This is a genomic window from Vibrio sp. 947 (assembly GCF_033339115.1).
Lineage (GTDB): Bacteria > Pseudomonadota > Gammaproteobacteria > Enterobacterales > Vibrionaceae > Vibrio > Vibrio alginolyticus.
In genome coordinates this window covers 70,157-83,256 of record NZ_JAWOTX010000004.1, presented here as the reverse complement: position 1 = coordinate 83,256, position 13,100 = coordinate 70,157, and the positions used below count along the sequence as shown (strand labels likewise).

Here is a 13,100-nt window from a genome sequence, read left to right as displayed (position 1 = left end):
TAGAAAATAACAATTAATGATATAATTGTCGTTTTAGTAAGCATGATAGGCATTAGACGTGTGAAAGTACCTAAGCGAGTCGGCACCTTATTGGCGACAGCACTATTTTTTAGTGCACTCACTGCCGCTTACTACTATCAGAAATATCTGACATTGTTAGAAAACAATGTTGAGAACACCGCTCAAGAAGCGTTACATCAATTGGCCTATACTGGCCGTGAATACAGCAATATTCAGGATCAAATCGAAACGATCAGTGACCTACTTGGTCACAGCCAAAGTCTGTATGAATATCTGCGCCAACCTAACCGGGTGAACCGTTCCATCTTAGAAGACATGTGGATCTCGGTCGCAATCAATCAAAAGTTGTATAAGCAAATTCGCTTTCTTGATGTTTCTGGTCGAGAAAAAGTGAGGATTAATTATGAGATTGAAACAGGCGCTGCGTTGCCCGCGATCAAATTGCAAAATAAGTCAGAGCGAGATTACTTTCAATTCGCTAAGAACTTAGACGATGGCGAAATCGCTTCGTGGGGGATAGGTTTAGAACGAGAGTATGGCGAGTTAGTCTATCCCTATAGCCCGTCACTGCGCATTTTGATGCCTATTTCGCTTAACGGAAAGCGCGAAGGGTATCTCGTCCTTAATGTTGATATTGACTATTTATCTTCTCGACTCAACTATTCGTCAGTGCTTGATTTCCATATTGAGCTGATTAAAAGTGACGGATTTTACATTGATAGCCCTAAATCAGCTCGTTTATATGGCCATATAATTCCCGCTCGCTCTCAATTTAATTTTGGCCGGATGTACCCAAACATTTGGCGTAGTTTAAATTCAAAAGATTCGGGCTATGCTTACAATGGTTCGAATTTGGTCGCGTATCGCACCATCCAGTTTGTTTCTAGCGAACCTCTTCATCTGGTTATTGATCTTACCAATGAGCAGTTATTATCCCGAGCTCAGAGGGACATTGATGACTTAATCCAAGAAGCGTTTTTTGTTCTAAGTTTGGTGCTCGGCTTCACTTTGCCGACGGCAGCCCTTGCTCTGCATTATCGGCGTCATAGTATGGAATCGAAGTTGGCTCGAGCTGCTCTTGATGGTATGACTGCGGTGATGATCTCGGATGCTTCGCATAGAATCATCATGGTTAATCAAGAGTTTGAAAACATGATGGGTTACTCAACCAAGCATGCCCAAGGTTGGAGTGCACATCATTTAATTCTCTTACCTGAAGATCTCGAAGCAAACCTGAGTATCTGGAAAACACTGAAGAGTGAACACGTATGGGAAGGGGAGATTCGTTGTCGAACTAAGTTTAATCAAGTCTTTACTGCAATAATGCGTATTCAGGCGAATTTAACCAAATCAGGTAAAGTGAGTTATTACATTACGTCGCTGGTGGATATCTCTGGGCAAAAAGAGTTAGAAGAAAAATTACGAAACCTAAGCGAAAAAGATGGCTTGACGGGGTTGTGGAACCGCCGAAAATTTGAAGAGCAATTGGCGCAATATGCGGGGATTATTGAACGCTATCCTGATAGCCCTCCTGCTTGTTTGGCGTTGTTTGATATTGACCATTTTAAACGTATTAATGACGAGCTTGGCCACGACGAAGGAGACAAGGTGATTTGTAGTGTCGCAGAAACCCTCCTAGAAGAAGTCCGCAGCACAGACTTTGTATCTCGTGTCGGTGGTGAGGAATTTACAGTGATTATGCCGCATACAACACTAGAAGAGGCTGAAATTGTATTGAACAGGCTACGTGTCGCGGTTCAAATGCGTAGTGATAGAGGCATTACTGTCAGTGCTGGGTATAGTGATTTAACCTCTGATCGTACAAGAACGTATAAATGTGCTGATATTGCTTTGTATGAGTCAAAAAGTGCAGGGCGTAACTGCGTATCGCTATGTCATAGTTATGATGATATTGCTTAGTGCTTTTACAAAAACGAAAAAACGGGGATAGACCCCCGCTTTTTAGTCTCAGCGTTATTCGCTAGCCAGTATGCGACATTGGTTGTCGATGGCGGCTTCGATACACTGTATTGACTGTCTCAAATAACGCTCTAGATAACCTAAAGCATCCTGACTCTTTTTGTCTAGCGATGCCTTCATCAGTATTTCTTGCTCATCGAGATTACAGTGCCCAGGGTTCCCTGTGCCTAAAATCTGCATCGCGAAGTATTGGTAGCGTTTAATTTGCGTGAGTAGATCGCGGAAAAACCCAAACATATTGACAGAGCCAGCACCTTCAAACAGCGCAGTAAGAAACTGATTTTGGCGCTCTTCCCATTCCCTCCAACAAAAGCTTTCGCCAGGTTTTACTCGGGATAACTTGTGATAAGCAGTTAGTACATCCAGTTCCCATTTTTCATCGCCAATCATAATTGCCTTACTGAGTAAGCATGCGGAGACCATTTGCAGGCTTTCGTACAAGTCATGTAACTCATCTTTACATACAGGTGCAACCCAGCAGCCTTTTTGCGGCTCGAGTTTGACGTATTTGCTCCAAGATAATTGCACCAATGCTTCTCGAATGGGTGACGCTCCTACGTTGTACTTCTCTTTGAGTTCGGCAACCACGAGTTTTTGACCTGGTTTAAGCTCGCCATCGAGAATATCCTGACGGATCATTCTTAATACTTTGTCGGTAAGAGTGGGACTAGACACATACACCTCATAGAAATTTTAATCGTGACGATAAAATTAAACAGTACGAAATTCTGATAGAGGTGAATAATACAATTAGCCTATTATGAGAGCAAGAAAGCCATATAAAAAAGGAGGGCATAAGCCCTCCTTCTCAAGAAACTGAAGTGTTAAAAATTCAGTCTTATAGTACGTGTACAGAAGCTGTGTTCGTAGTACCTGAAGCAACTAGAGCGCCAGAAACCATAACAACGATATCGCCTTTGTTACCTAGACCTGATTCTAGAGCAAGTTCTTTACCCGCTACGTAGAATGCGTCAGTGCTTTCGATTGAATCAACAACTACAGGAGTAACACCTTTAGTTAGAACTAGCTGTGCAGCAGTTTTCTTGTTAGTTGTTAGCGCTAGGATGTTTGCAGTTGGGAAGTACTTACGTACTGAACGTGCAGACTTACCGCCTTCAGTTGCAACAACGATAAGTGGAGCTGCTAGTTTCTCAGCTGTGTCTACAGCGCCTTTACATACTGCTTCAGTGATGCGAAGACGTGGGCTGTCTAGACGAGAACCTAGTTCAGCTTTTAGCGCTGAGTCAGTACGGTTCGCGATTTGAGCCATGATAGTTACCGCTTCAACAGGGTATTTACCTTTCGCCGTTTCACCAGAAAGCATTACTGCGTCAGTACCGTCCATTACTGCGTTAGCAACGTCGCCTGCTTCCGCACGAGTAGGACGTGGGTTGTTGATCATAGAATCAAGCATTTGAGTTGCAGTGATAACCATCTTACGTGCACGGTTACACTTCTCGATCATCATTTTCTGAGCGAAGATTACTTCTTCAGCTGGGATTTCAACACCTAGGTCACCACGAGCAACCATGATGCCGTCAGAAAGCTCTAGGATCTCATCGAAGTTATCAACACCTTCTTGGTTTTCGATCTTAGAGATGATGTGGATGTTCTCGCCGCCGTTTGCAGCAAGTACTTCACGGATTTCTTGAACGTCAGACGCTTTACGGATGAAAGAAGCTGCTACGAAGTCAACGCCTTGCTCACAACCAAATTTAAGGTCGTTCTTATCTTTTTCAGATAGTGCAGGTAGGTTTACAGAAACGCCAGGAAGGTTAACACCTTTGTTTTCGCCTAGTGCACCGTTGTTAAGAACTTTACATTTAACTTCAGTTTCAGTCTTAGAGATAACTTCCATCTCGATTAGACCGTCGTCTACTAGGATAGTGTTACCTACGTTTAGGTCGGCTGCGAAACCAGCGTAAGTTACTGCAACTTTATCTTTGTTACCTACAACTGAAGTGTCAGTTGTGAAAGTGAATTCTTGACCTGCTACTAGATCAACATCGTTACCGCCTTCTAGCTTGATAGTGCGGATTTCTGGACCTTTAGTATCTAGAAGAATTGCTAGTGGTTTGCCAGTAGCTTCCATTACTTTACGGAAGTTCGCGATACGAGTGCCGTGTTCTTCGTAGTCACCGTGAGAGAAGTTAAGGCGCATTACGTTCATGCCTGCGTTAACTAGTTCAGTTAGCTTCTCTACAGATTCTGTTTTAGGGCCAATCGTACATACGATTTTGGTCTTTTTCATGGAAGATACTCTCCGGTAAGTATAGTTACAATTTGAAAGTCGGTTATTTACTCTGAAGTCAGGACGTTTTTGATGACATTTAGTACCTGTCATCCACCGATTTTTCGTCTCATTATTAGAACTTCAGATTCTGAAAGTCTTTCACCAAGTTTAGTCATTTTATGACTAAAAGATCGGCGATTTTGGTTACCTTTTTGTGACTAATCCCACTTTATATGCAGAAAGTTGCAAAAAAATAACCTTCAATTCTGTAATTTTTTTTCTTTTCGGTGGCGAATTCTACCACTGAATGAATCCAATATCACTGTTTAAGAATTGTCTTAGGACAAGGTTTTATCGAGAAATATTAATTTTTTGGATCGAAATAAATGGACTTGAAAGTTTCGGTTTGACTATAATAAGTTTCACATCGAAACTTAAGGTCAAAACTTAAATGTCGAAACGAAATACTCAATTAAGAAGACACGCCATTTCTAACTTGGTTTCTGAACTAGGAGAAGTCAGCGTTGATGAACTTGCTCAGAAATTCGAAACCTCAGAGGTCACGATTAGAAAGGATTTAGCTTCTTTAGAGAAAAACGGCCAACTTCTACGCCGCTATGGCGGTGCGATTGCTATCCCAAAGGAAGTCATTCACGAAGAATTGGGCGCTAATGTTTCGACTCGAAAGTTAAGCTTAGCAAAAGCAGCAGCATCATTGATTCGCGATCATAATCGCATCGTGATCGACAGTGGCAGCACGACTGCCGCGCTGATTCAACAGTTGAATGACAAACGTGGCTTAGTGGTCATGACCAACTCGTTGCATGTTGCTAACGCCCTAAATGAATTAGAGAGCGAACCGACACTGCTGATGACTGGCGGTACTTGGGATACGCACTCAGAGTCCTTTCAAGGCAAAGTAGCCGAATCTGTATTACGAGCTTACGACTTTGACCAACTATTCATCGGTGCGGATGGCATCGATCTCGAGCGTGGAACCACGACATTTAATGAGTTGGTTGGCTTAAGTAAGGTAATGGCAGAAGCGTCACGTGAAGTGATCGTAATGATAGAGTCCGAAAAAATCGGCCGTAAGATCCCAAACTTAGAGCTCGCTTGGCATCAAGTTGATGTGTTGGTGACCGATGCAGATATCCAAGCAGAGCATAAAGTACAGATTGAACAACATGGCGTGAAAGTCATTTGCGCCTAATGATGTAATCAGTTTCATATTTCACTTCCCTCTGGATAAAGGCCTTTGCTTGCTGCCTCTATTTGAAATCATGGCTAGGGAAGAACAAAACTACAAACGGAGATAAACACATGTGTGGAATCGTAGGTGCAGTAGCACAACGAGATGTTGCAGAAATTTTGGTTGAAGGTCTACGCCGCTTAGAGTACCGCGGTTACGACTCTGCTGGCGTTGCGGTTGTTGATGGCGAATCAAACCTAACGCGCGTTCGTCGCTTGGGTAAAGTACAAGAATTGGCTGATGCAGTAGAAGAAGCAAAAGTGATCGGCGGAACTGGCATTGCGCACACTCGTTGGGCGACGCACGGTGAACCTTCTGAAATCAATGCTCACCCACACATGTCTGGTGATATCGCAGTTGTCCATAACGGCATCATCGAAAACCATGAAGAGCTGCGTGAGCTGCTTCAATCTCGTGGCTACGTGTTTGAATCGCAAACGGATACAGAAGTTATCGCACACATGGTTGAGTGGGAACTTCGTACTTCAGAAACGCTATTAGAAGCGGTACAAAAAACAGCAAAACAACTTGAAGGCGCATACGGCACCGTAGCGTTGGATCGCAAAGATCCTTCACGCATCGTAGTAGCGCGTTCAGGCAGCCCGATCGTGATCGGTTTTGGTGTAGGTGAAAACTTCCTAGCGTCTGACCAACTTGCATTACTTAACGTTACGCGCCGTTTCATGTACCTAGAAGAAGGGGACGTAGCAGAAATTACTCGCCGTGAAGTCACTGTGTTTGATGCAACGGGTGAGCCAGTTGAGCGTGAAATTGTTGAATCTAACGCAGAGCATGATGCAGGTGATAAAGGCCAATACCGTCACTTCATGCAAAAAGAAATCTATGAGCAACCTAAAGCGTTGATCAACACAATGGAAGGTCGTATCACGGCAGACTCTGTTGTGACAGACGCGATCGGTGTGCACGCGGCAGACATTCTAAGCAAAGTAGAACACGTACAAATCGTCGCGTGTGGTACGTCTTACAACGCAGGTATGACGGCACGTTACTGGTTTGAAGACATTGCTGGCGTTAGCTGTGATGTAGAAATCGCGTCTGAGTTCCGTTACCGCAAGTTTGTGACTCGTCCAAACAGCCTATTGATCACGTTGTCTCAGTCTGGTGAAACCGCTGATACCCTAGCAGCACTTCGCCTAGCAAAAGAGAAAGGTTACATGGCGGCGATGACCATTTGTAACGTAGCAGGCTCTTCTCTGGTTCGTGAATCAGATTTTGCGTTCATGACTCGCGCTGGTGTTGAAATCGGTGTGGCTTCAACCAAAGCGTTCACGACTCAGCTTTCTGCACTACTTATGCTGGTAACAGCACTGGGTAAAGAGCAAGGTCGCATCAGCAAAGAGAAAGAAAAAGAGATTGTTGAAGCGCTACACGCACTTCCTAAGCAAATCAACGCGGCACTTTCTTTCGAGAAAGAAATTGAAGCACTTGCAACGGATTTTGCAGACAAGCACCACACATTGTTCCTAGGCCGTGGCGAGTTCTACCCAATCGCGATGGAAGCGTCTCTAAAACTGAAAGAGATCTCGTACATCCACGCAGAAGCGTACGCGGCGGGTGAACTGAAACACGGTCCTCTGGCTCTAATTGATGCTGACATGCCTGTTGTTGTGGTTGCACCAAGCAACGACCTACTTGAAAAGCTAAAATCAAACGTTGAAGAAGTGCGTGCGCGTGGCGGCCTTCTATACGTATTCGCAGATGCAGACGCAGGCTTCGAAGGCGATGAGACAATGAAGATCATCACTATGCCTCACGTTAGTGAAATCACGGCGGCGATCTACTACACCATCCCAATGCAGTTGCTGTCTTACTACGTAGCACTGATCAAAGGTACGGACGTAGACCAACCACGTAACCTAGCGAAAGCGGTAACGGTTGAGTAATTACGCTTAACAGCAAAAATCCTGAGCGGCACATGCGAGAGTATGTGCCGCTTTTTTATTTAAACCCATTTTAAGGTTTGTGAGTTATTGACCCAACTGGTGAGCGGTTAGAATTGCAGAGTAGACATTTTCTGCCGTCACTGGGAATGGCATATTGTGGATGGTTTCTCCCTCGGCCGTTGAGGCTTCGGCGACCTCGCGCAACTTAGCGTGGTTAAGCTCTTTAACGCCCATATCAAATAAGTTGGTTGGTAGACCTATAGAGCGGCAGAATGCAAGAACCGTATTAATCTCTTCCATCGCTGCGTTTTCTAATACCAGCTGAACTAGTGTGCCGAACGCGACTTTCTCACCATGATAGAGATGATGACACTCTTCAAGCTTAGTTAGGCCGTTATGAATAGCGTGAGCACCCGCTAGACCACTGCTTTCAAAACCGATACCGCTCAGGTATGTATTGGCTTCAATAATGTTTTCTACCGCTTTGGTGCTCACACCATTTTCTACCGCAGCTTTTGCTTTTACACCATCTTCAAGCAAGGTTTCATAGCAAAGTTTCGCAAGCGCTTGTGCTGAACGCGTCGCTAACCCACCAGCCATTGTTGCCTTACCAGAAGTCATGTTGGCACGAGCTTCAAAGTAGGTGGAAAGCGCGTCGCCCATCCCCGATACAAGTAAGCGAACAGGGGCTTTGGCGATGACTGACGTATCCATGATGACCATGTCTGGGTTTTTAGGGATCATCAAATATTCTGCAAATTCACCTTCAGGGGTGTATATCACCGCAAGCGCTGAGGTTGGCGCATCAGTCGAGGCAATCGTAGGAACCACCACGACAGGAATTTTGGTGTAAAACGCAACAGCCTTTGCTGTATCTAACGTTTTACCACCACCAATACCGACAATGACATCGTGTTTTTGAGTGGCACAAATGTCCGTGATGCGTTCAATCTCAACGCGCGAACATTCGCCACCAAAAATGTTCATAGTGAGTGGAAGCTTTTCGTCAGCAAAGCTTTGTTTGACGTCATCACCAACCAGGTTAGTCACGAACTCATCGGCAATTACTAACGGACGTTCACCTAATGTTTTCACATAGTGAGCGATAGATGTAAGTACTTGTTCACCTTGGACGTATTTGCTTGGGCTGATAATAATTTTGTCCATAATTCAAACCTTTAACCTTTTTATGTGTGTTTTGGACTGCAATGAATATCCATTGTAGGGATAAGGTTTATATTAGGTTTGGTGTGGTAAGTGGTGAAGGATATCTCTGCTTTTGTTCCATGCTTTTATGACCTCTGTGTCAAACTGACTCTCAGAAGTAATAAGCATCAGCATGCTTTATGGCGCCGATCACTATTCAAGCGAATCTGTCGTTTTTCGTTTCATATTGAAACGAAAATACCGAAGTCGTTGTTTCAATATGAAACAGATTGATTTTTGTTGAGCACGTTTTTTCTCTGTTTAAGATGAATTCATACCCTACATAAAAATATAAATGGAATGAGATAGAACGATGAAAAAGTTAATTAACCAAGTCGATGATGTTGTATTGCAGCAAATGGAAGGCCTAGCATTGTCCCGCCCTGAGCTAAAAGCTAACTACGAACCTCGTTACATGTGGCACGAGGAAACGCCGGGGCAAGTGGCACTGGTTTCTGGTGGTGGCTGTGGTCATGAACCTTTGCACGCTGGTTTTATTGGTAAAGGCATGCTGACAGGCGCCTGTCCTGGTGAGGTGTTTACTTCACCAACGCCAGATCAAATGTACGAATGTGGCAACCAAGTGAATACTGGTGAAGGCGTGCTATTTATCATTAAAAACTACACCGGAGACGTGTTGAACTTTGAAACGGCCGTGGAGCTCCTTCATACCGATGGTATCAAAGTTGGGTCGGTGTTGGTGGATGACGATGTTGCAGTCAAAGACAGCCTATACACCGCTGGTCGCCGTGGCGTTGCTGGAACGGTATTGGTTGAAAAGTTAGTTGGGGCTGCCGCGAACAAAGGTTATTCGCTGGAGCAATGTGAAGCACTGGCTCGTCGCGTGAATAATCACTGTCGTTCATTTGGTGTGGCACTTAATGCTTGTGTTGTACCAGCGGCGGGTAAACCATCTTTTGTTCTGGAAGATGATGAAGTTGAGTTTGGTGTTGGTATCCATGGTGAACCAGGTATCAAGCGAGTGAAATACATCGACGCCGATACGTTAGTGGATGAGATGTTTGCTGAAGTTGCTGAAAACACGCCTTATCAGCGCACATTGCGTATTTGGAATCGTGACGAAGGTGAATGGGATGAAGTGGAATCCAGCATTGAGCCTTTCGCCGCTGAGCACGACTACATCGTGATGGTGAATGGTATGGGTGGTACGCCAACTTCAGAGCTTTACGGAGTGTACCGTCGTCTGGCTCATAACTGCGAGCAAGCAGGGTTCCGTATCGTGCGTAATATGGTTGGTAACTTCTGTACGTCACTCGATATGGAAGGCGTTTCAATTACGTTGCTGAAAGCAGATAAAGAGATGTTGGAGCTGTTTGATGCTCCTGTCGATACGGCTGCAATCAAGTGGTAACAGGGGGGAGCAAACATGCAAATCGAAAAACAACATATCGTTCACTGGTTAGAGTTATGTGCGAAAACGTATCAAGAGAATCAAGATTTTCTGACCGACCTTGATCGTGATATTGGTGACGCAGACCATGGTCTCAATATGAACCGAGGCTTTAAAAAAGTTGCTGAAAAACTGCCGCAATTTGCGGACCAAAATATCGGCAGCATTCTCAAGAATACGGGCATGACCTTGCTTTCTAGTGTCGGTGGGGCAAGTGGCCCGCTGTATGGCACGCTGTTTATTCGCACGGCTGCCGCTGTCGGAACTCGAGAGCAATTAACGTTTGAAGAGTTAGTGGATGCACTAAAAAGCGGTGTGGATGGCGTGGTGTCTCGTGGTAAAGCAGAACTGGGTGATAAAACCATGTGTGATGTTTGGTTACCCGTTTTAGTTAGCGTGAAGGCGTCGTTAGAAAATGGCATGAACGCCGATCACTTACTGAATGAAATGGTTGAGCTAGCAGAAACGAACGCGGTTGCCACGATTGAAATGTTGGCGAAAAAAGGGCGAGCAAGCTATTTAGGTGAACGTAGTATTGGCCACCAAGACCCCGGTGCAACCTCTTCTTTGTTAATGATTAAAGCACTACAGCAGGCAATAGCAGGTAGTTAAGATGGTGGGAATTGTAGTTGTATCTCATAGTCGTCGACTTGCAGAAGGGGTGGCAGAACTTGCCACCCAAATGACGCAAGGCAAAGCCAAGCTTGCGATTGCTGCTGGGATTGATGATCCAGAGAACCCGATCGGAACCGATGCCATTGCAGTGATGGAAGCGATTGAGCAGGTACAAGATCAACAAGGGGTTGTTGTGTTGATGGATCTTGGCAGCGCGTTGCTTAGCACGGAAATGGCTCTGGATCTGATTGATGATCATGTGAGGGAAAATGTCACCCTTATCTCGGCACCTATTGTTGAAGGAACCATGGCGGCGTCGGTGGCTGCCGCCGCCGGACTACCTTTATCGACGGTAGTCGAAGAGGCACAGAATGCGTTAAGCGTAAAACAAGAGCACCTTGGTGATCAGCCACTAACGTCCGCTGAGATAGCGCCAGTATCAGAGAACTTTGAGCAAGAACGGACATTTGATTGGGTAGTGCAAAATCCGCATGGATTACATGCTCGTCCCGCTGCGGCCATTGTTGGTGCACTCGCGCCTTTTGACTGCCAATTATGGTTGAAAAAAGGCGAGCGCCGTGTGAACGCGAAAAGCTTAAACAGCATTGCGAAACTTGGCGTTCGTAGCCAAGAGACGATCACGCTGTGCGCACTCGGCTCTCAATCCAGTGAAGCAATCAAGGCATTTGAAGCCTTAGCTAGTGAGCACTTCGGAGAAAAAGAGGCGGTTGAGCAAGGCATTGTCGAACCTGAAGAAAGCTCGGATACTCTGCTCGATGGCATAGCCTCAAGTCAGATTGAAGGTGCTGTTGTTGGTATTCGAGTTAATGACGGTATCGCTACTGCTCCTGCTGTCCTTTTTACTCATGAAATGCCAGCTGTGCCTGAACGTGATTTCCAAAGTGAACAAGATGAAATTGAACGGGTTAAGCGTGCGATAGGCGTGGTTGTTCAACATTTGCAGGAGCAAGCGAAGCAGCCGAAAGGGGAAATATTTGCTGCTCATAGCATGATGCTCAGTGACCCAGAATTATGGGCATCGGTCGAGTCGCGAATTCAAACGGGCATGATAGCCGAGCAAGCTTGGGTAGAATCACTGCAAAGGTTGGCCGAAGAGTTTCGCCAGGCAGAAAGTCAGTACATGCGGGAACGCGAAGCTGATGTGCATGATATCGCACGCCAAGTTATGGTTGAAATGACAGGCGTAACGCCTAATGCCATCGACATTCAGGAACCGAGTATTTTGTTGGCCCGCGACCTGATGCCTTCTGATGTGGCCGGGCTTGATAAATCGAAAGTGCTTGGTATCTGTTTGAGTGAAGGAGGAAAAACCTCTCACAGTGCGATTCTTGCCCGTGCGATGGGTATTCCTGCCATCGTTAAAGCTCAGGGCTGCCTTGATGCTGTGCGTGCTGGTCAAGTGGTGACTATTGATGGCTTCCGAGGGCATTTATGGTTCTCTCCTTCAGATGCCGTACAGCAGGAATTAGAAGCGCAACAAATTGAGTGGCAAAGCACCCGACAAAGTGCACTAGCGAGTGCTCAGCAAGCCGCAGTCACCTGTGATGGTGTCCATATTCCAGTATTCGCCAATATTGGTGGACCGAAAGATATTGATGATGCACTAACATCAGGAGCTGAGGGCGTTGGTCTATTTCGGACTGAGTTTCTATTTCAAAACAGTGATGAGTTGCCAACTGAGGAAGTGCAATACCAAGTGTATCGTGATATTGCCGCCGCACTTGGTGATAAGCCACTTACGATTCGTAGTCTAGATGTTGGCGGTGATAAGCCTTTAGCCGCTTATCCTATGCCAGCGGAAGATAATCCATTTTTAGGTTTGAGAGGGGTGCGGTTGTGCCTTCAACATGAGTCATTGTTTACCGCTCAACTTCGAGCCATTCTGAGAGCCTTTCACGAGCAACCGAATATTCAATTGATGATACCGATGGTGGCTCAGGTTGAAGAAGTGAGAAAAGTAAAAGTGCTGTTGGCGCATCAAGCAAACCAACTCGGCTTGGATGCGACTCATTTGCCCGTTGGTATTATGATTGAGGTGCCAGCCGCGGTATTAAATGCTGATGCGTTAGCCCAAGAAGTCGACTTTTTCTCTATCGGCACCAATGATTTGACTCAATATGTTATGGCCGCCGATCGAGGTAACGCCGCTGTTGCTGAATTGGTGAACTACTTTGAACCATCGGTACTAAAAGCCATTGAGCTCACGTGTGCAGCAGGCGATCGCGCGGGCATACCGGTTAGTATGTGTGGTGAGATGGCTGGCGATCCAAATGCCACAGAAACATTGCTCCGCGTGGGGTTGCGAAAATTCAGCGCCAGTTCGAGCATGCTACCGGGACTAAAAGCGCAGATTCGTCAGTTGTCTGTCGATGTTTAATCGATACCTTATCGTTAGTACACCTGTACCGGCGTGCTTACGCCGGTTTTACTTTTGTTATAGGAACGCCAATTCACGAC

General features: G+C 45.5%; 9 protein-coding genes. 6 read left to right on the top strand and 3 right to left on the bottom strand.

Going from position 1 to position 13,100, the window contains the following annotated elements:
- Positions 1-60 precede the first annotated feature (60 nt).
- Positions 61-1,941: a diguanylate cyclase gene (locus tag R7Q39_RS06395; RefSeq protein ID WP_318075936.1), complete on the top strand. Its 1,881-nt coding sequence runs from the start codon at positions 61-63 to the stop codon at positions 1,939-1,941.
- Between the two features lie 54 nt (positions 1,942-1,995).
- Here R7Q39_RS06395 and R7Q39_RS06390 read toward each other — a convergent pair whose 3' ends face one another.
- Both R7Q39_RS06390 and pykF read right to left on the bottom strand, forming a co-directional pair.
- Positions 1,996-2,682 (bottom strand): GntR family transcriptional regulator, encoded by a 687-nt coding sequence (locus tag R7Q39_RS06390; protein ID WP_080659233.1) that lies wholly within the window; start codon positions 2,680-2,682, stop codon positions 1,996-1,998.
- Positions 2,683-2,839: 157 nt separating this feature from the next.
- On the bottom strand, positions 2,840-4,252 hold the full coding sequence (gene pykF, locus R7Q39_RS06385; protein WP_005392243.1) for a pyruvate kinase PykF: 1,413 nt from the start codon (positions 4,250-4,252) through the stop codon (positions 2,840-2,842).
- 433 nt (positions 4,253-4,685) lie between these two features.
- On the opposite strand from pykF, the gene R7Q39_RS06380 reads away from it, so the two are divergent.
- On the top strand, positions 4,686-5,447 hold the full coding sequence (locus R7Q39_RS06380) for a DeoR/GlpR family DNA-binding transcription regulator (RefSeq protein ID WP_005379701.1): 762 nt from the start codon (positions 4,686-4,688) through the stop codon (positions 5,445-5,447).
- 110 nt (positions 5,448-5,557) lie between these two features.
- Positions 5,558-7,390 (top strand): glutamine--fructose-6-phosphate transaminase (isomerizing), encoded by a 1,833-nt coding sequence (gene glmS, locus R7Q39_RS06375; protein ID WP_033906046.1) that lies wholly within the window; start codon positions 5,558-5,560, stop codon positions 7,388-7,390.
- Positions 7,391-7,474: 84 nt separating this feature from the next.
- On the opposite strand, the gene R7Q39_RS06370 is transcribed toward glmS, so the two are convergent.
- A complete protein-coding gene (locus tag R7Q39_RS06370; RefSeq protein ID WP_318075935.1) occupies positions 7,475-8,557 on the bottom strand; it encodes a glycerol dehydrogenase in 1,083 nt (360 codons plus the stop codon).
- A gap of 352 nt (positions 8,558-8,909) precedes the next feature.
- Here R7Q39_RS06370 and dhaK point away from each other — a divergent pair, with 352 nt between their 5' ends.
- The 3 genes from dhaK to ptsP are packed head-to-tail and all read left to right on the top strand — an operon-like array spanning position 8,910 to position 13,020.
- On the top strand, positions 8,910-9,968 hold the full coding sequence (dhaK, locus tag R7Q39_RS06365; RefSeq protein ID WP_213879957.1) for a dihydroxyacetone kinase subunit DhaK: 1,059 nt from the start codon (positions 8,910-8,912) through the stop codon (positions 9,966-9,968).
- A gap of 15 nt (positions 9,969-9,983) precedes the next feature.
- The gene (gene dhaL, locus R7Q39_RS06360) at positions 9,984-10,619 is read left to right on the top strand and encodes a dihydroxyacetone kinase subunit DhaL (protein ID WP_318075934.1); all 636 of its coding nucleotides are present in this window, start codon (positions 9,984-9,986) and stop codon (positions 10,617-10,619) included.
- Between the two features lies 1 nt (position 10,620).
- Positions 10,621-13,020, top strand: coding sequence for a phosphoenolpyruvate--protein phosphotransferase (gene ptsP, locus R7Q39_RS06355; protein ID WP_318075933.1), 2,400 nt, complete (start codon positions 10,621-10,623; stop codon positions 13,018-13,020).
- Positions 13,021-13,100 lie beyond the last annotated feature (80 nt).

Coding starts and splice junctions, on each gene's coding strand:
- pykF (WP_005392243.1), bottom strand. CDS start 4,252: ATGAAAAAGACCAAAATCGTATGTACGATTGGCCCTAAAACAGAATCT.
- R7Q39_RS06380 (WP_005379701.1), top strand. CDS start 4,686: ATGTCGAAACGAAATACTCAATTAAGAAGACACGCCATTTCTAACTTG.
- glmS (WP_033906046.1), top strand. CDS start 5,558: ATGTGTGGAATCGTAGGTGCAGTAGCACAACGAGATGTTGCAGAAATT.
- R7Q39_RS06370 (WP_318075935.1), bottom strand. CDS start 8,557: ATGGACAAAATTATTATCAGCCCAAGCAAATACGTCCAAGGTGAACAA.
- dhaK (WP_213879957.1), top strand. CDS start 8,910: ATGAAAAAGTTAATTAACCAAGTCGATGATGTTGTATTGCAGCAAATG.
- dhaL (WP_318075934.1), top strand. CDS start 9,984: ATGCAAATCGAAAAACAACATATCGTTCACTGGTTAGAGTTATGTGCG.
- ptsP (WP_318075933.1), top strand. CDS start 10,621: ATGGTGGGAATTGTAGTTGTATCTCATAGTCGTCGACTTGCAGAAGGG.